This is a genomic window from Sphingobacterium gobiense (genome assembly GCF_002980575.1).
Taxonomy (GTDB): Bacteria; Bacteroidota; Bacteroidia; order Sphingobacteriales; family Sphingobacteriaceae; genus Sphingobacterium; species Sphingobacterium gobiense.
Map to the genome: position 1 here is coordinate 727,222 of NZ_PVBS01000002.1, position 20,875 is coordinate 748,096.

The following is a 20,875-nucleotide window of genomic DNA, read 5'->3' on the forward strand; positions in this document are numbered from 1 at the left end:
TATGAAATTAAGGTTTTATATCAGTATAGGTATATTATGTAGCTGGCTTGTAGGGCATGCCCAAATAAAAGGTATTCCCGGCCACATTGTTCCGCTTGCAACAGATTCCTATGAAAAAGCGAAACCGTGGGTGGTGTGGTACTTTATGCATGCTAGTTATTCAAAAGAAGGGATCACAGCCGATCTAAAAGCGATGGCAGAAAATAATATCGCCGGAGCCTATTTTACGCCAATCAAAGCAAAGACAGATCCGCCGTTGTTTGAGCCGGCAGCGGAAACATTAACACCGGAATGGTGGGAAATGTTTCGGCATCTGGTAGCGGAAGCCAAGAAATATGGTATACAGATCGCGATGTTTCCCAATGATGGATTTGCTACCGCTGGTGGTCCTTGGATCACACCGGAAAAATCGATGCAAAAAGTGGTTTATGCCGATACGACCATAACGGTCAATCGTCGGGGTAAAGTTCATATTCGTTTGCCACAACCGGAAAAGCGTTACAACTATTATGAAGATATCCAGCTTTTTGCTATTCCGGTATCCAAAAAATATAGACGTAGTGATGAGGAATCCCCTATGGTTACCAGTAGCTATGAGGAAGATCTACAATATTTAGCACAAAAGGGTAATGATAAGCGTTTTGCGACATCCCAACCCGGGTGGATTCAATATACGTTTGAGCAGCGTTTCCCTTGCAATGCATTGAAAGTGGAGCGTCGGGCAAACAATTATGGTGCGGATAGATTGAAAATATTGGTGAGTAACGACGGGGTTAACTTTGACGAATTAACGCAGCTAAAGTCTCCACGAACAGGCTGGCTGGATTGGGACAACGGTGTCACGCATACCATTCCCTATACAGAAGCAAAATACTTCCGATTTGTATTTGATCCTGCGAATTTTGAACCGGGAGCAGAAGACCTAGACGCCGCGAAATGGAAGCCTTCGATTAATCTTTTAGGGATTACTTTATTTGAAGAACCGCGCGTCCATCAGTACGAAGGTAAGACGGGCGAGATTTGGCGAGTTTCGCTGCCTACCAACGAAGAAGACGTTAATTCTGCGTATGTTATAGATGGCAAACGAGCAATAGCACTGAACCCAGCGGCTATCCGTGGAGATGAACTCTCGACGGCGTTGCCAAAAGGTAGCTGGAAAATCCTGCGAATTGGACATACGACCACAGGACATAAAAATGAGACAGCAGGAGCAGGAAAGGGATTGGAGTGTGATAAACTGAATGCCGAAACGGTTGCTTTCCAGTTCGAGCAGTGGTTTGGAAAAGCTTATGAAATGGTGGGACCGGAATTAGCCAAGGATGTACTGACCGTTTATCATATTGATTCTTGGGAATCGGGTAGCCAAAATTGGACGAAACAAATGCCAGCAGAATTCAAAGCACGGAGAGGATATGAAATAGTACCCTACCTACCGGTTTTGGCAGGTTATATCGTCAACAGCGTGGAAGAGTCAGAAGCTTTTCTGCATGATTTCCGGGGGACAATCTCGGAACTATTGCAAGAAAAAGGTTTTCAAACACTCCGCAAAAAATCAGACGAATATGGTGTGGAGTTCACCGCGGAAATGACGGCTCCCATCATGCTGAGTGACGGTATGGAACATTTCGGATGGACGCACAGACCAATGGGGGAATTTTGGTTTAGAAGTCCCTCGCATGATAAGCCCAACGATATTTTGGACGCTATTTCGGGCGGCCATGTCTACGGAAAGAATAATATCATGGCGGAAGCTTTCACGCAGATCCGCATGGAGTGGGACGAACATCCGCGTTTGTTGAAGTCTCTTCAAGACAGGAATTTTGCTTTGGGCATTAATAGTTTGGTATATCATGTTTACGTACATAATCCTTGGTTAGACCGTAAACCGGGCATGACCCTAGATGGAATTGGACTTTATTTTCAACGTGATCAAACCTGGTGGAAACCCGGAAAGTCTTGGGTTGATTATGCCATACGCGCACAACAGTTGTTGCAAAACGGGAAACCGGTACGTGATATAGCCGTTTTTATCGGTGAGGAAATGCCGAGACGGTCAATATTGCCCGACCGTTTGACAAAAACACTGCCGGGTATTATAGGACAGGCACGAGTCGAGCGAACAGATTCGTTGATGCGTAATGAAGGCTGGCCGCGACAGAAAGTAGCTAGTGTGACAACGAGCGCGAATATGTATAATCCTGCTGAGTGGGTTGACCCGTTACGGGGATACGCCTATGACTCCTTTAATCCCGATGTTTTGCTCCATCAAGCGAAAGTGGAAAACGGAGCGGTCATATTCGCCGATCATATTGCATACCGCTTGTTGGTTGTGCCAGGACAGCATCTTATGAATCCGACGCCCACTCATTTTTCATTGGCGACATTGAAGAAGTTTGCTGATTTAGTGGAGCAGGGTGCGACTGTTTTGTTCAATGATAAGCCCACAGATTTACATGGTATTGGCACGAGGCAGGACTCACTGGTTTTTCAAGCACTGGTTAATGACCTTTTTGGCAATATGCAAACGTCCGGTGGCCTACAGTATAAATCGTTTGGAAAAGGTAGGGTATATTTAGGAACTTATCATGCGGAGAGCTTCGCTGCATTGGGAATTGAAGAAGACGTGATCGTGAACAACAAGAGCAATGCCGCCATTTCCTGGAATCACCGAAATTTTGACGGGGGAGACAGTTATTTCGTGGCCAATCAAGATAGTATACAACAGGACGCACATTTCTCCTTCCGAACGACGGCACCATATACCTACCTGTACGATGTGTTGCAGGACAGATTATTGCCCATTTCTTCGATACAGAAAAATAAACGTACAGAATTGAACCTGACATTTGAGCCTTTTCAGTCGTTCTTTGTGCTTTTTAGCGAAAATAAAATCTATATCCCCCATTGGGAGATGATAAAAACAGAGACGTTAAAGGGTAATTGGAATCTACAACTGACCGATGTAAAGCATGAACCGATCGTACAGCATAAGCCCGATTTTTGGACAGTTTCGGAAGTAGACGAGGTGCGGTACCATTCTGGAGTAGGGACCTACTCGCTCACTTTTGACCAACCTCAACAAATAAATGGGCAGCGCGTTAAGTTGAAACTTGACAAAGTAGAGAGCTTGGCGGAAATAGTACTAAATGGAAAAGAAGTTGGTGTGATATGGACATATCCGTTGGCGATTGACGTAACTGACTATTTAAAGTCAGGAGAAAACCAGCTGGAAATAAAGGTATACAACACTTGGGGCAATCGTTTCTGGTACGAGACACACAAAGAGCCCAACGAGAAAATAATCAAAACCACGGCAACGCCAAAATTCTTGAAAGATCCGCAGGAGTCGGGATTACAAGGTGATGTCAAATTGATATGGTACCAAAAAATGAAGTAAGATGAAGACAAAAAATAACCTATTGCTAGTGGCGGTGTCTGCGCTGTTTGTTGGACAGATAGCAGCACAGGAAAAAGCGATTACGAATACGGGTGAGAGCCCTTTTGCTGTCCAAAAGGCGGTAGATATGGGCGATGTCTCTTGGACGAAAGGGTTCTGGGCAGAACGAACAACGGTTTGTTATGAGCGTATGGTACCCCATTTGTGGGACGTCTACACGAGTGCAGATATCAGTCATGCATACCGAAATTTCGAAATTGCCGCGGGACTAGAGAAAGGGGAACATAAGGGGCCTTCTTTTCACGACGGCGATTTTTATAAAACGCTAGAAGCGGTATGTGCTTTGTATGCACAAACAAAAGACAAACGACTCCTCCAGATGATCGATGAGGTAACCCCTGTGATCGCGAAATCCCAACGTGCAGATGGTTATATCTATACAAAGGCGACAATCGATCAGCGCAATTCGGGGGAAAATATCGAGTTTCAGGATCGCTTAAGCTTTGAAGCTTATAATATCGGCCATTTAATGACTGCCGCATGTATTCACAATCGGGTAACAGGAAGCAAGAATCTATTAGATATAGCGATCAAAGCCGCAGACTACTTGTACGGTTTCTATAAAAAATCAAATCCAACCCTCGCCAGAAACGCTATTTGTCCATCCCATTACATGGGTACGATAGAGCTATATCGGACCACAAAGAACCCGAAGTATTTGGAGTTAGCACAACATTTGATCGATATAAAGGGAGAAATTGAAGACGGTACAGATGATAACCAGGACCGCGTGCCGTTCCGCGAACAAAATAAGGCAATCGGGCATGCAGTAAGAGCGAGTTACCTTTACGCGGGCGTTACGGACTTGGTTACAGAAATACAGGACACGACGTTAAGCAACCGGCTTTTTGCTATTTGGGATGATGTCGTAAAACACAAGATGTATATTACCGGCGGGCTAGGCTCGTTGTATGATGGTACCTCACCAGATGGAACGTCTTACAACCCCGCTGATGTACAAAAGATACACCAGGCATTTGGAAGAGACTATCAACTACCAAACTTGACGGCTCATAACGAAACTTGTGCAAATATTGGCAATATGTTATGGAACTGGCGTATGGCAACCTTCACGGGTGATGCGAAGTATATAGACGTACTTGAATTGGCGCTTTATAATAGTGTGCTGTCGGGAATTAGTTTAGACGGTGACAAATTTTTGTATACCAACCCATTAAGTTATTCGTCTAATTTGCCTTTTCAACAACGTTGGTCAAAAAAACGTGTCCCGTATATTTCCTTATCCAATTGCTGCCCGCCCAATGTGGTACGTACCATTGCTGAGGTTAGCAGTTATGCCTATAGTGTTTCGGACGATGCCGTATGGGTAAACCTGTTTGGGGGAAATGTCTTGGATACGGAATATAAAGGGAAGAAAATTAAATTGACGCAAGAATCCAATTACCCTTGGGACGGAGATGCTTCGTTTGTTATTGAGGAGTTGCCAGCGAACTATACATTGAAGTTGCGTATACCCGGTTGGGCCGAGGATGCGGAAATCATGCGAAACAATAAAAAGGTAAACTTTCAGCTAGAAAAGGGATATGCTAAATTAGCGGGATCGTTTAAAAAAGGAGACCGTATCACGTTGCGTTTACCCATGCAAGTGACATTTATGGAAGCAAACCCTCTAGTCGAGGAAGCACGTAACGAGATCGCAGTAATGCGTGGTCCAGTTGTTTATTGTCTGGAAAAAGAAGATATCCCGGCGGATCTCGATTTATTTGATTTAAAAGTAAAAGCCGCTGATAACTTCGAACCTGTGCAAGAATCGGTGCTAGGACAATCTATTGTTTTCCTTAAGGGAAACGCATATACCGATAATACGGAGCAATGGGATTCCTTGTATCGAAAAGTAACCGCCCAGGATCAAAAGGAGGTGGCTATTCGTCTTGTTCCCTATTTTGCGTGGGGAAATCGGACATTCGGTGATATGGCCGTTTGGCTACCGCGTAAAAATTAATATTGGAAAGCATAATGAAATATTTAATTGTCTTTTTATTATTATCCGCCTCTTTAAGCTTGCGAGCAGAGATTCGCCTTTCCGCTATTTTTACCGATGGAATCGTACTGCAGCAGCAAAAGAGCGTACCGATCTGGGGATGGGCTAGAAATGGCGCTATCGTACGCGTAGAAACTTCTTGGGATAAGAAGGGATATGAGGTAAAGGCCAATGCAAAAGGCGCTTGGCGTTTGTTTATCCAAACACCCGCAGCAGGCGGACCCTATAATATTACAATTTCTGAAGAGAATACGGTAGTGCTAAACGACGTATTGATTGGCGAGGTTTGGTTGTGTTCAGGGCAATCCAATATGGAAATGCCAATGAAAGGTTATCCGTCGCAGCCAATCATGGGAAGTACGACGGCGATTCTAGAATCGTCAGATGAACAGTTACGCTTATATACCGTGCCGCGGAATCCTTTACTACAGCCAGCGGATGATAGTAAACCCTCGGCATGGAAGAAAGCTGCTCCGGAAAATGTTGCTAATTTCAGTGCAACAGCCTATTTCTTTGGGCGACGACTACGGAAAATATTAAAGGTGCCCGTTGGGCTTATCCATAGCAGTTATGGAGGCTCTAATGTAGAAGCCTGGATGGACGCTGCTTGGCTGAAAGATATGGAAGGTGTTGACATTCCAGATGAAGAAGGGCTTAAAGATAAGAATAGGCAACCGACGATGCTATACAATGGTATGATCAACCCCATAGCAGGTTATGGTATAAACGGCGTCATCTGGTATCAGGGCGAATCTAACTACGAAAGGCCTGATCAGTATGAAACATTATTCCCGCTTATGGTAGCGAAGTACCGTGAATTGTGGCAGGATGATAGCTTGTCTTTTTATTATACACAAATTGCACCCTTTGACTATGCGTCCCTACCGCCGTACCATGTCGGTGGGAAATATAATTCCGCTTTTATAAGGGATGCCCAGCGGAAATCCCTAGCGAAAATACCGCATTCGGGCATGGCGGTTACGATGGACTTGGGAGAGGTCAATTGTATACATCCGGCGAGAAAAAGAGAAGGAGCCGACCGCTTGGCACTATTGGCATTAGGCGATACTTATGGTATAAATGGACTGAATCATAGAAGCCCTTGCTACAAAAATATAGAGATACAGGGAAGCACTGTTGTCGTACATTTTGATGATGCGCCTTTGGGGCTAACATCCTTTGGAAAAGAAATCAACACGTTTGAAATTGCTGGGGAAGACAAAGTCTTCCGCCCGGCAAGTGCAATTGTAAAAGGCAAAACCGTTGTGATTTCCTCACCGCAGGTTTCGCAACCTGTTGCTGTGCGTTATGCCTTTAAAGATTTTGTGGTGGGAGATTTGTTTGGTGTCAATGGACTTCCGGTAAGTTCATTCCGCACGGATGATTGGTGAGATTATTTCTTTTTTTCCGTAAAAAAGAAACAAAAAACTCGTCGCTGGGAATCTTTGACAGGAGAGTTCGTGCAAAGAAAGGATTTCTGCAATTGTCAAAGTTCCAAGGCGACATCAAAGGGTAAGGAGGGGCAGGTGCATAGGTGTAAATAAACGCGATCAATATTGCCTCACCGTTATGCGGGTTAAAACGACCTTGCGCTTTTTTGCGTCCATTTTTATTAAGAAAAAAATGAAGGAAGTACAATTCGTGACGTGTAATAAATAGAGCGAACAGACTCGAAAAATGAAATAAGGATGAATAATAGATTAACCTATACTGCGATAGTATTATTGATCGGCTGTATGCAGCTTAGCACGACGGTACATGCACAGGAGTTTAAGTGGGAAGATTATTATATCACCTGGGATAAACCGAGTAAACATTCCGGAGAGTCTATGCCGTTGGGTGGAGGGGATGTCGGTCTAAACGTATGGGTGGAAAATGGCGATATTCTTTTTTATTTAGGCAAATCGGGTGCTTTTGATGAAAACAACACCTTATTAAAATTGGGTAGGGTACGGCTGCAACTTTACCCTAATCCGTTTGAAGGTACCGCATTCAAGCAGCAATTGCAAGTAGACAAGGGACAGGTTGTTATTTCGGGAGAAGGTAACGGCGTAAAGGCTGAAGTGTCCTTATGGGTAGATGTAGAACATCCAAATATCTATGTGGACGTGCAAGCGAATAAAAAGATTGATGTGGAAGCTTCCTATGAAAATTGGCGGTATAAGGAGCTTTACCCGAAGAAGCGCGAAAATAACGCTAACTCCTGGAAATGGGCACCTCCCCACGAGGTGGTGACCAAGCGTGATAGTGTCCATGCTGCAGATGATAAAGTTGTCTTCTTTCACCAAAATACCGATAGTACGGTGTTTGACATCGTCGTACGGCAACAAGATATGGAAGCGGTTAAGGACTCTTTGTATAATCCGCTGGCAGACCTGATATCAGGAGGTGTGTTGCAAGGTCAGCATTTTCATTTTATCGAAGAACGCTTCGGCAAATACATGGACACCGATTACAAGGCTTGGGTGCTGAAAAGTAAGAAACCGGCTACTAAACACACGCTGCAAGCCTCACTACATGTCGCAGGGCCGGTTTCTGTCGCCACATGGCAACAACAATTGAATACGTTGTCTAGCCCGCGCGAACCCAAAACACGCATCAAGAACCGAAACCTAGACTGGTGGCGTGCCTTTTGGAACAGAAGCTACATTCGTATACAGCCGGCTAACCCTAACCAACACGATGAAAGTTGGCAGGTGGGGCGTAATTATCAGCTTTTCCGTTTTATGCTGGCGGCGAATGCTTATGGTGAATATCCGACAAAGTTTAACGGCGGATTGTTCACGTACGATCCATCGTCCATTGACAGCACCATGAATTTTACGCCCGATTTTCGAAATTGGGGCGGAGGAACACACACGGCACAGAACCAACGTTTGGTATATTGGCCGATGTTAAAAAGTGGCGATTTCGATATGCTGCCTGCCCAATTTAAATTTTACCAACGGATACAAGGCAATGCGGAATGGCGCTCTAAAGTCTATTGGGGGCATGTAGGAGCAAGTTTCACCGAACAGATCGAAAATTTCGGCTTGCCTAATCCAGCAGAATATAATTGGAAACGACCAGAAAGTCACGACAAAGGATTACAGTACAACGCTTGGCTGGAGCACCAATGGGACACGGTATTGGAGTTTTGTATGATGATGCTGGAAACAGCAAATTATAGTGATGCCGATATTCGCCCCTATATTCCGTTTATAGAGAGTTGTCTGCGTTTCTTTGATGAACATTACCAATATCGAGCAAAGCAACTTGGTAGTAAAATACTGGATCAAAACGGACATTTGATATTTTATCCTGGATCTTCTGCGGAAACCTATAAAATGGCATACAACGCCTCCACTACGGTGGCTGCGTTGCAAGAAGTTACGCGCCGTATGTTGTCACTTTCTTCTGCCGAAGTGAATGACTCTTTACGAACCTATCTAGAAGAATTTCAACAAAAAATCCCACCGCTGCCTACGCGGGAGTTGGATGGGAAAAAGATGCTGGCCCCGGCAGAAATATGGTCTCGGATCAACAATACCGAAGCACCACAACTGTATGGCGTATATCCATGGGGAATTTACGGCGTGGGAAGACCTGATATAAATTTGGCGCTCAATACCTTTCATCACGATCCCGATGTATTAAAATTTAGAAGCCATGTAGGCTGGAAGCAGGATAATATTTTCGCGGCACGTTTAGGTTTAACCGAAGAAGCTAAAAAATATACGACACTTAAATTAAAGAATGCTGACCGACGTTTTCCCACTTTTTGGGGACCGGGTTTCGATTGGGTTCCCGACCACAATTGGGGAGGCTCAGGTATGATCGGCCTGCAAGAAATGCTGTTGCAAGCTGTTGACGACAAGCTTTATCTTTTTCCTGCGTGGCCAGCAGAATGGGATGTTGATTTCAAACTTCATGCACCGAAGCAAACAACGGTAGAAGGTAAACTACGAAACGGCAAGTTAGTCGATTTGCAGGTGCTCCCGAAAGAACGGGCAAAGGATGTGGTGAATATGTTAACTGACGATTGATAAAGAATCGTCAGTTGCGAACGCCGAGCCCTGGAGGGCTTGTCGAAGGTAACCCCGCGTTATGGATCAGATCAATACATGACAGAACATAACAGTTTTCTATAATAATCCCTTTATCTTAGAACAATGTTTTGAATATCTAATTATTATTTATACATAATTTATGAATGCATTAGCAGGTGTTTTGTTTCACTTTATCGGTGGATTCGCGTCGGGAAGTTTCTATGTCCCGTATAAAAAAGTAAAAGGTTGGTCATGGGAGTCCATGTGGATTCTAGGCGGACTCTTTTCCTGGATTATCGTTCCGCCATTAGCGGCATGGCTCACTATTCCGAATTTTGGCGATATTATCCGCGAAGCGGGAACTTCAACACTTGGCTATACTTACCTGTTTGGGTTGCTTTGGGGAATCGGTGGTCTGACTTATGGACTCGGTGTCCGTTACCTCGGCGTTTCGTTAGGAAGTAGCGTTATGCTGGGTTTGAGCATGGTATTTGGTTCGTTAATGCCTGCTATTTATTATTTTTTCAATCAATCCCCGGGAAAGCATAGTATTGATTATTTCTTTACAACGAATGCAGGAATTTGTGTGATGATTGGTCTTGTGGTGTGTATCGTTGGGATATACCTCTGCGGTCGAGCCGGTTTTCTAAAAGAAAGAAGCTTAGCCACCCTCTCTGCTGAGGCAAAATCAGGTTATAATTTTGGGGTAGGCATTGTGGTGGCAATCGTTTCGGGTGTATTGAGTGCCTGTTTTAACTTTGGGATCGAAGCTGGGAAACCGATGGCAGATGTTGCTAATCAGATATGGAAGGCGGCGAATCCTAATGAGGGGGAATTCCTCTACCAAAACAACGTGAGCTATGTCGTTATCCTATGGGGAGGTTTTACGACCAATGTCATCTGGTGTCTCTACCTATTGGCCAAAAACAAAACATTTTCAGATTATACGAAGAAAACCGCGCCACTGCGAAAGAATCTTTTGCTGTGTGCCTTAGCTGGAACAACCTGGTATCTGCAATTTTTCTTTTATGGTATGGGGGAAAGCCGTCTTGGGAACGGAGCAAGTTCCTGGATATTGCACATGGCATTTATCATCTTGATAGCCAATGCCTGGGGCGTGGTACTGAAAGAATGGAAGGGGGTAAATAAATCGACCTATACCGCTATTATCGCGGGTATCGTGACCATTATCCTCTCTATTTGTATTGTCGGATTTGCGAAAACATTAGAATAATAAAAATAACATCAAAATTTATACAGCCGTGAAAGAATACAAGCATGTAAACTATCTATGGGATGAACAAAAAGCAAAATCATTAGAAGGTGATGAAGTTGCTCTGTTGTTGTATCGCTCCAATTTATTGGGGTCAGATTTGCGAATTACAAATTATGGCGGTGGTAATACATCGTGTAAAACAATTGATAAAGATCCGTTGACTGGAGAAGAGGTGGAAGTCATGTGGATTAAAGGCTCCGGTGGAGATATTGGTACATTGAAGAAATCCGGATTGGCAGCGCTTTATGTGGAGCGCTTGCGTAACTTGGAAAATGTTTACCGTGGTATTGAACACGAAGACGAGATGGTGGAACTGTTTAACCATTGTATCTTTGACTTAAGTTCTAAAGCGCCATCTATTGATACGCCATTGCATGGTTTTCTTCCATTTAAGCATATCGACCATTTGCATCCTGATGCTGCTATCGCTATTGCCGCAGCAAAAGATGGTAAACAAATTACGCAAGAACTGTTCAATGGTACGATTGGTTGGGTAGAATGGCAGAAGCCTGGCTTTGATCTCGGATTGCAATTGCGGGCTTGTCTGGACGAAAATCCAGGTATTCGCGGCATCATGTTAGGTTCGCATGGACTGTTCACTTGGGGTGATACGGCTTATGAGAGTTATGTCAACTCATTAGATGTTATTGAAACCTGTGCGGAATACTTAGCGCAGAACTATGGCAAAAATAGACCCGTTTTCGGCGGACAAAAGATAGAAAGCTTATCAGCAGACGCGCGTCGGGAGCAAGCAGCACAACTAGCTCCTGTGTTAAGAGGATTCTGCTCCAGCGAACGCCATATGATCGGCCATTTTACCGATGATGACAAAGTACTGGAATATATTAATTCTAACGATTTGGAGCGTTTGGCTCCGCTAGGCACGAGTTGTCCAGACCACTTCTTACGGACTAAGATTCAACCGCTTATCCTAAACTTGGATAAAGATGCTGACTTGAGCGATATTGAAGCCGTAAAGACGCAGTTAGAGCCGTTGTTTGAAGACTACAGAGCGATGTATACCGAATACTATGAAACCTGTAAACACGATAACAGCCCGGCTATTCGCGATAGAAATCCAGTGATCATTCTGTACCCTGGCGTGGGGATGTTTGCTTTTGCGAAAGACAAACAAACCGCACGGGTGGCAGCGGAATTTTACATCAACGCGATCAACGTGATGAAGGGATCAGAGGCTGTTAGTGAGTACACTTCTTTGCCTCGTCAAGAAGCTTTCAATATTGAATACTGGTTACTGGAGGAGGCGAAATTACAACGTATGCCAAAACCGAAGGCGCTATCTGGCAAGATCGCGTTGGTTACGGGAAGCGCAGGTGGAATCGGTAAAGCGATTGCAAAGAGATTCGCAAATGAAGGTGCCGTAGTATTATTGAACGATTTGAACGCAGAACGTCTCGAAGGGGCGAAGCAAGAGTTTATCGATTTGTTTGGGAAGGATGCAGTGGCTACTGCAGTGCTCGATGTTACCAATCAAGAGCAAATAGAGGAAGCATTAAAAGAAGCTGCGTTAGCATTCGGCGGCGTGGACATCGTTGTGAATAATGCCGGTTTATCTATTTCTAAATCGATCGAAGACCACACACAAAAAGACTGGAACTTATTGTACGATGTATTGGTAAAAGGCCAGTTCTTAGTAACGCAAGGGACTACTAAAGTTTTAAAAGCACAAAGTATCGGTGGCGATATTATCAATATTGTAAGCAAGAATGCGCTGGTAAGCGGGCCAAACAATGCCGGCTACGGTAGTGCGAAAGCTGCGCAACTTCACCTCAGCCGCTTGAATGCAGCTGAATTGGGAGCGGCGAAGATTCGCGTGAATGTAGTGAATCCAGATGCGGTTATCTCTGATAGCAACATTTGGGCAGGCGGATGGGCGGAAGGCCGTGCCAAAGCATACGGTGTTACCGTCGAGGAGTTACCAGCTTATTATGCAAAACGTACCTTACTAAACGAAATTATTTTGCCGGATGATATTGCCAATGCTTGCTTCGCTTTTGTTGGTGGTAACCTGAACAAATCAACCGGTAATGTGCTCAACGTCGATGGCGGTGTTGCAATGGCATTTGTACGGTAAATTTTTGATTAACTTTATAGACAGCGATGAAACTAGATAATCAGACGATAGAACAACATAATCGGCAATTTGTGGAGAAGCACCAACGTGCTTTCTCCTATACAGCCGAAAATATAGCGAATGTCGAAGAGCTATTGGATAAACTGCAACAGTTCCAGATTGCTATTCCAAGTTGGGCATTAGGGACAGGTGGGACGCGCTTTGGCCGTTTTTCGGGCAAAGGCGAACCGGGTACACTGGAGCAGAAGATTGAGGATGTCGGTTTGTTGCATGCGTTGAACCGTTCCAGTGGCGCTATTTCCCTCCATATTCCTTGGGATATCCCAGACGATGCGGAGAAGATTAAGGAGCTTGCCGCTTCCCATGGGTTAGGTTTTGATGCGGTCAATTCCAATACATTTCAAGATCAACCCGGACAAGAACATAGCTATAAATTTGGTTCCTTGCACCACGTAGACCCCAAGGTACGTAAACAAGCAGTCGATCATAATATCGACGTTATTAAACATGGTATAGCGCTAGGATCAAAGGCATTGACCGTTTGGTTGGCTGACGGTTCTTCCTTTCCCGGACAGCTTAATTTCCGCGAGGCTTTCCAAAATACTTTAGAAAGTTTGAAAGAGATTTACAACCATTTGCCGGACGATTGGAAAATGTTTGTCGAATACAAGGCCTTTGAACCAAACTTCTATTCGACGACGATTGCAGACTGGGGGCAATCATTATTACTAGCCAGTAAGTTGGGCGACAAGGCTTATACGCTAGTGGATTTAGGACATCACTTGCCTAATGCGAATATAGAGCAAATTGTTTCCTTGTTGTTGATGGAAGGCAAACTAGGTGGTTTCCATTTTAACGATAGTAAGTATGCTGATGATGATTTGACGGCTGGTAGCATCAAGCCTTATCAATTGTTCTTGATTTTCAGTGAACTGGTGGAGGGAATGGATGTTCGTGGAATCGAGCACGCTACTGGCTTGGGTTGGATGATCGACGCATCACATAACTTAAAAGATCCATTGGTGGACTTGTTACAATCGGTAGAAGCTATTAAAATTGCGTACGCACAGGCCTTATTGGTGGATCGTAAAGCGTTAAAAGAGGCGCAACAACAAAACAACATCGTGCGTGCACAGGAAATTCTACAAGACGCCTTCCGTACCGATGTACGTCCATTGGTAGCTGAAGCACGTTTACGTCAGGGGGCTGCCATAAATCCGGTCGCGTTATTCCGTGAATTGGATATTCGGAATAAGCTGATCGAAGAGCGCGGTAGCAATACGGTAGCGACGGGATTATAGTTTAATCACGAACAATAAATTTACGATTTTTTCAACTGATCCGCCAGCTGGCGGATCATCTTAGCTAATTTAAATTTTTAAAATGCGTACGCCAGTTGTCGCTATTTTCGATGTAGGGAAGACAAATAAAAAATTGTTTTTGTTTGATGAACATTACGACATTGTTTTTGAGCGTTCCGCCAGATTTTTAGAAACAGTGGACGAAGACGGGGATCCGTGTGAAAACTTGGAGAGTCTTCGACTTTCTGTATTCGATTCTCTTCATGAAGTTTTTCGTTTGGGTGAGTTTGATATCAAAGCGATCAACTTTACTTCCTACGGCGCCAGTTTTGTGTATCTAGATGAAAGTGGGCGACCATTAACGCCTTTATATAATTACCTCAAAGCCTATCCCAAAACATTGGAAGAGCGTTTGCATAGCGCATATGGCGGGGTAGAAGCCTTTTCTCTTGCTACAGCCTCTCCGGCATTAGGAAGTTTGAACTCAGGATTGCAACTATATCGTTTGCAACAGGAGAAACCGGACGTATACGAAAAAGTGAAATACGCCGTACATCTTCCGCAATATCTCAGTTTTTTGGTTTCGGGCCAGGTATATTCGGATATGACAAGTATAGGCTGCCATACGGCGCTTTGGGATTTTTCAAAGAATGCATACCACCATTGGGTAAAAGAAACAGGTATTGAAAAAAAGTTGGCACCCATTGTAAAAGGAGACGAAGTGTTTTCAGCAGCATTCCCGGGAAGCACTTACAAAGTGGGTGTGGGATTGCACGATAGTTCCTCGGCGCTCATTCCGTATTTACTGAATTTCCATGAACCCTTTATTTTAATTTCTACGGGTACTTGGTGTATTTCATTAAACCCCTTTAATGACGAGAACCTAACGAAAGAGGAGTTGGAAAAAGACTGTCTATTCTATATGACCTATGCGGGCACACCCGTTAAGGCGTCCCGCTTGTTTGCGGGTTATGAGCATGAAGTTCAGACAAAACGTATTGCAGAACATTTTCAGGTAACGACCGGCCGTTTTAAGCATATAGAGATAGACTGGAAGATCATCGACAAGTTAAGCACCGGAAAAGAAATTCCAGTCAATCTAGATGCATTCGGTCAGGTAGATTTGAATAGCTACGCTGATTATATTGAAGCCTATCATGCATTTATAATTTACCTAGTGGCAGCGCAAGTCGCTTCTACTCGTCTTATTTTGGCTGAAAAGAGAATCAAGCGCATTTTTGTGGACGGTGGGTTTAGCAAAAACAGTATTTTTATGAATTTGCTTGCTAGAACGTTTGGTAATATCGAAATATACGCAGCTTCTATGGCGCAGGCTACGGCTATCGGTGCTGCATTGGTGATTCACGACCAATGGAATACGCAACCTGTGCCAAGCGATATTATCGAACTACGCTATTATCGCGCTTAATAAAATCTAATATTCATACTGTGTTTAGGAGAGCGTATAGATGTAAGGTCTATGCGCTTTTTTATAATGAGATATTTGCTGTATGTCGTTTTTCAACGGGTGACCCATCTTTAACATCGAGTTTAAAATCGAGCACTTCCCAGTTTTTACTGTAGCGAATTTTTCCAGCTTCTTTTGCTTGAATCGACACATTTTGCAATGTGATCTGTTCTACCCACGATGAGGGAAGCCCTTCAACATTGATCGCTCTGTTGGCACCCTTAATCTGTATGTTGCGCATGGTGATATTCCGAAAAATCGGAATACCCCGTTCGGCAGGTTCAACAGGTTGTAATAGTGTTTTCCAATGTTTTGGTATTTCGTTGTAATGATAGCCTTCGGGTAATTTGGAGTAGCTATAGCTCGGGTTCCAGTTCATGTTTACTTGCAACACTACTCCGACGCTATCCATCTTCACATTTTCCAATACAATATGCTCCACGGTACCACCGCGCGTCGTTGCGGATTTGATATTTAGACAATTCTTCGTGCCGGAACCTTGAATATTGGTAGCGTAAACATGACGGATACCGCCAGAGGTCTCACTCCCTAATGTAAGCAGGCCTGCCCCCCGACGAGCAAAGCAATCCCGAATAACAATGTATTCAGCCGGTCTATTAACCCTTAAACCGTCAGCATCGCGCCCGGCTTTGATACAAAAATTGTCGTCGTTGCAATCAATATCGGTATGCTGTACCAGAATCCAGGAAGATGAATCTATATCAATACCATCGGTACTAGGCCCATGACCGTCCACGTTATTGTTAATGGTTAGGCCATCGATCGTAATGTAAGTGGAATATAAAACCTGGACCGTCCAAAAGCCTGCTTGTTGTATCTCTAGGCCTTTTAACGTTACGTTTTTTGCGTTGGATACGAGAATAGTGCGCGGCCGGCGCGCGTCGTAATCAACAATCCAACGTAAACCTTTTGGTTCATATTCCTCGGTTCGCATGCGCCAATATTGCTCCCAAAATGGTTTTCCCTGTGCATGGATAAGGCCTGTTCCACTGATGGCAGCATTTTCCTGATTCAACACATTGATTAACGCTGCAGGCCATTCCATCTCAATGCCGGCTACACGTGTATCAATGACCATATAATCATGGATATCTTGACTCCCTAAAAGGGTAACATTGCTGTCTATGATAAGATGAACATTACTCTTTACAAATATGGATCCGGTAAGGTAAGAACCCGGTTGGAAGCGCACGATACCTCCACCTGCTTTTGCGCAGTCGTCGATGGCTGCCTGAATGGCTTCTGTATTTAGCGTAATACCGTCGTGTTGTCCTCCGTAATCGTTAACAACAAACTCCTTTGTTTTTGATGGTTTTGATTGGGCACCCACCTTAGTATGCCAATCTGGAAATATTGCATGTTGGCCGACAACCGTTGAGAAGCCAAGCAGTGTAATAAAAAACGGCAGAAGAAAAATATATGCAGGTTTCATCATAGACGATATATAACGAGTTGAATGTGCAATTTATAAGATTATTTGCTTAAACGCGTTATGTGCCGTCCTGTGGGAAATCGCTTGAAATTGAATAATGTTGTTTGGCATATGCACTCGGGGAGCATCCGTGTTTTGCTTTAAAGGTTTTTCTAAAATACTCAGGGTCATTAAACCCAACCATATAAGCGATTTCATTGATCTGAAATTTCTGGTCTTGTAGCAATTGTTGTGCACGATTCAATCGGATCTCTTTGATTAAATCGTTCATGCTATAACCTGTCAACGCCTTCATCTTACGGTAAAGCTGTGCCCTACTCAGCCCGATTGCTTGGCAAACATCATCAATTTTTAAATCGGAATCCTGTACATGTGCTTCTATATAGAGCAACACCTTTTGAAGCAGTACTTCATCAGGCGATCGAGGATTTATTTTTGTTGGTTCAATAGTAACCTGTTGTTTGAACTTTTCTTGTATATGAAAACGTGTTAAGAGTTGGTTCCGTACTTTTAATGCAAGGATGGGCAAGTGAAATGGTTTGACCATATAATCATCTGCTCCTGTTTCCAATCCTTCCACCTCATATTCGACCCAAGTCCGGGCAGTGAGGAGGATAACCGGAATATGCCGCAGCAAAATGTCAGACTTTACCTGGCGTGTAAAGGATATGCCGTCGATCTTGGGCATCATGACATCGCTGATAATCAAGTCAGGCACATGTCTTTTGGCGAGCTTTAGCCCCTGCTCACCGTTGGTTGCCTCCAGTATGTCATAATCCTGACGAAAGAATTTCGCTAAATAGCCCCGCATTTGGTCGTTATCTTCTACTAGAAGTAACGTGCATTTTCGTGGTAATAGCGGAAGTTGTTCTAAGTTGTCTTTCGATAGTTCCGTCGATATTGTAGGAGCAGGGCCATTACCATGTGTAGGAGGGGCCTTTTCTGTCACTGCCGCATTCGTACTCGTACTATCTTGCACGATAGGTAACATAATACGAAATATCGTCAAATTATTTCGCTTGGTATTGGTACGGCTTTGTGCGATCAGCCTCCCCCCGTGCATTTCTACCAGCGTTTTGCTGTAGCTTAGTCCGAGTCCGGTACCCCCCGGAACGGTAGATCGACCCTGAAGGAAAGGTTTAAAAATACGATCGAGATCCTCGGGAGAAATACCTTTCCCGTTGTCTATAACGTCTATGCGTAAATGTTCATCATCTTGCTGGACACGGACTTTGATCATACCGCCGCTGTCGGTAAATTTAAGGGCATTTGATAAGAGGTTGTAAAGTACTTTCTCCATTTTATCAGTGTCGAGTGTCGCATAGATTTCTGGTTTTGACGAAACCACCCTCAACCGGATTTTCTTTTGACGGGCTTGCTGGGAAAACGAATTGACCACTTTTTGTACCAAGGAGAGAAGCTCCGTTTGTTCAATATGGAGCTCTTCGTTTCCTGTTTCAAAACGACGTATATCTAATAATTGATTGACCGTTTTTAAAAGGTGTTGACCATTCGTTTCCATCGTTTGGAGCTGCTCTTGAATCTGAAAATCTTGTTCTGTCCAGGTTTTTAGTTGCTGTATCGGGGAAAGTATTAAGGTAAGCGGCGTTTTTATCTCGTGGGAGATATTTGTAAAAAACTGCACCTTGCTTTCGTGGAGTTCTCGCTCTTTTTCGTGGAGAATCGCTTCATAATTGAGTTTCGATTTTAGTTTTGCATATCGGGTAATGTAATAATAAAACATGTACAATAATAACAGGAAGATGAGTGCATAAACGATATAAGCTTCTGTGCTAGCCCAGAAAGCGGGGGCAACGGAAATAAACAGTTCAGTTGGAGTAGTAGACCATACGCCGTCGCTGTTAGATGCTTTTACTTTGAAAGTATAATTCCCGGGAGCCAAGTTGGAATAGCTGGCTACTCTTTTATTGGCATCGCTGTATATCCAATCCTTATCAAAGCCTTCCAACATATAGGCATATTGATTCCCCGCAGGGTTAACAAAATGTAACGCTGCAAATTCAATACTGATACTTTTATCTTCATAGGTAAGTGTAATGGACGGACTCAGGTAAAGGGGCTGCTGCAGCACCACTCGGCCATTGATTTGCTGGTTAACCTCTACCGGTTGGTTAAGAATGCGAAGTTCGGTTAAGACAACTTTAGGCGGCGTCTTATTGGTGCGTATACTATCCGGACAGAAATGATTTATCCCCTTGTTGCCTCCAAAATAGAGCCTGTTTTCTTGAAGGCTTCTGTACACGGCGCCGTCCGAAAACTCGTTACTTTGTAAGCCGTCTTGCTTTGAGAATGTACGAATATCGAGCGTCTTTTTATTTATTCGCGATATGCCTTGCTTGTGACTAGCCCAAATAAAGCCGTTATTGTCTTCGGTAACGCCAGCTATGGTCCCTTTCGGCCAAAGATCTCCAAGCTGAGAAAGCTGATTCACCCCTCCCGTTTTAGGGTCATAAAAATCGAGTCCATTACCCGTCCCAATCCATATACGATTTTCTTTGTCTTCAAATATACTGTATATACGGTTATCACTTAAAGGAGTAGAAGTCGGATTTCCATGATTTAGCGCCCGGCTAAGTTTCAGCTTTCCGTCGGTTGTTTCTCGAAAAATAAATATACCTGCTCCTTCTGTCCCCGCCCAAATTTGTCCTTTACTGTCGATAAAGATAGTCCATACGTGTTGCTCTGTAAGGACGCTGCCGAGATCGAACGTCTCTATTTTGTGATTGTGGCGATCGAATTTGGAAATGCCATTCCAGGTTGCTAACCATATATCCCCATCAGCATCTTCCGCCATGCCATATACACCAGCATTTAATGTGGCTGAAAGTCCGATTCGCTCGATGATTTCCCCACGAGGATCGTAACGATCTAACCCACTTTGGCTTCCGATCCAGATATAGCCATCCGAATCACAGAATACTTTCTTGATATAATTACTTTGAATGGCGTGTGAGGACGCAGGGTCATGTTGAAAATGTTGGTATTTCCCGTCTTTCCTGATCAGCGTCACACCTTTACTGCGCGTCCCCACCCAGAGATTTCCCTGTTGATCTTCACATATAGATCGCACAATGTTTTCGGCAAGGGAATTGGCACGGTCGGGATAATGATAAAGGTAATGGAAGGGGCTGGCATCAAGATAGCTGCGGTTGATACCGTTGCTATAGGTCCCTAACCAGATAACCTGTTGGTCGTCTAAAAAAATATCGCTGACATAAGCATCATTTATAGACCAAGGATTCCCCGCGTCAACCGTGTAGGTTTTCTGCTTTCCTGAGGGAAGATGTGTTTCCACTAATGTGGTAGAGAGGTTATCCAAATGCCACCGCGTTTTTTGGTAGCTGAAGCTAACCTGAAGACGGTGGTTACGCCGGTTTATTTTATCTTTTAATTCCGGCGGACAATCTGTTATGGGGAGACGCTCAAAATCATCGGTCTCATAACGGTAACGGCAGAGGTACTGCTCATCGAACGTCGAGATCCATAAATCACCGTTTTTGTCAGCTAAAATATTGTGTATACGATTGTTGATTAAGCTCTTTGGGTTATGGGCGTCATACCGATAGACACGTATATTGTACCCGTCGTATCGGCAAAGTCCTGACCAGGTTCCAAACCACATAAAACCATGTTTATCCTTTGCAATGCCGTGTATAGTACTTTGAGGTAGGCCGTTTTCGGATGTAATGTGGTCAAACTTAAGTTGCAGAAATTGTGCATAGCTAGGTAATCTTATGCTCATCAGGAGCACAAATACAATTGTTTTGATAATGG

10 protein-coding genes are annotated in these 20,875 nt (G+C 43.9%); 8 read left to right on the plus strand and 2 right to left on the minus strand.

Translation table 11 applies throughout. The annotated features are described in order from the left end of the window. Nucleotide 1 precedes the first annotated feature (1 nt). The 8 genes from C5749_RS11975 to C5749_RS12010 all read left to right on the plus strand — a co-directional run bounded on the left by C5749_RS11975 (nucleotide 2) and on the right by C5749_RS12010 (nucleotide 15,588). A complete protein-coding gene (locus C5749_RS11975) occupies nucleotides 2-3,397 on the plus strand; it encodes a glycosyl hydrolase (protein WP_105726333.1) in 3,396 nt (1,131 codons plus the stop codon). A gap of 1 nt (nucleotide 3,398) precedes the next feature. After that, entirely contained in the window at nucleotides 3,399-5,420 is a 2,022-nt protein-coding gene (locus tag C5749_RS11980; RefSeq protein ID WP_105726335.1) for an aceric acid hydrolase, read from the plus strand. A 14-nt stretch (nucleotides 5,421-5,434) separates the two neighbouring features. After that, nucleotides 5,435-6,850 (plus strand): sialate O-acetylesterase, encoded by a 1,416-nt coding sequence (locus C5749_RS11985; RefSeq protein ID WP_105726337.1) that lies wholly within the window; start codon nucleotides 5,435-5,437, stop codon nucleotides 6,848-6,850. Nucleotides 6,851-7,147: 297 nt separating this feature from the next. Next, complete coding sequence (locus tag C5749_RS11990; RefSeq protein WP_105726339.1) at nucleotides 7,148-9,484, plus strand: DUF5703 domain-containing protein; 2,337 nt, start codon at nucleotides 7,148-7,150, stop codon at nucleotides 9,482-9,484. Between the two features lie 163 nt (nucleotides 9,485-9,647). Continuing rightward, nucleotides 9,648-10,721 (plus strand): L-rhamnose/proton symporter RhaT, encoded by a 1,074-nt coding sequence (gene rhaT, locus C5749_RS11995; protein ID WP_105726341.1) that lies wholly within the window; start codon nucleotides 9,648-9,650, stop codon nucleotides 10,719-10,721. Nucleotides 10,722-10,749: 28 nt separating this feature from the next. Further along, on the plus strand, nucleotides 10,750-12,858 hold the full coding sequence (locus tag C5749_RS12000) for a bifunctional aldolase/short-chain dehydrogenase (protein ID WP_105726344.1): 2,109 nt from the start codon (nucleotides 10,750-10,752) through the stop codon (nucleotides 12,856-12,858). 26 nt (nucleotides 12,859-12,884) lie between these two features. Then, entirely contained in the window at nucleotides 12,885-14,159 is a 1,275-nt protein-coding gene (locus C5749_RS12005; RefSeq protein WP_105726346.1) for a sugar isomerase, read from the plus strand. 82 nt (nucleotides 14,160-14,241) lie between these two features. Then, on the plus strand, nucleotides 14,242-15,588 hold the full coding sequence (locus tag C5749_RS12010; protein WP_105726348.1) for an FGGY-family carbohydrate kinase: 1,347 nt from the start codon (nucleotides 14,242-14,244) through the stop codon (nucleotides 15,586-15,588). Nucleotides 15,589-15,649: 61 nt separating this feature from the next. Here C5749_RS12010 and C5749_RS12015 read toward each other — a convergent pair whose 3' ends face one another. After that, nucleotides 15,650-17,083 (minus strand): glycoside hydrolase family 28 protein, encoded by a 1,434-nt coding sequence (locus C5749_RS12015; protein ID WP_245893745.1) that lies wholly within the window; start codon nucleotides 17,081-17,083, stop codon nucleotides 15,650-15,652. A gap of 55 nt (nucleotides 17,084-17,138) precedes the next feature. Next, nucleotides 17,139-20,843, minus strand: coding sequence for a hybrid sensor histidine kinase/response regulator transcription factor (locus C5749_RS12020; protein WP_181151383.1), 3,705 nt, complete (start codon nucleotides 20,841-20,843; stop codon nucleotides 17,139-17,141). Nucleotides 20,844-20,875: the final 32 nt, after the last annotated feature.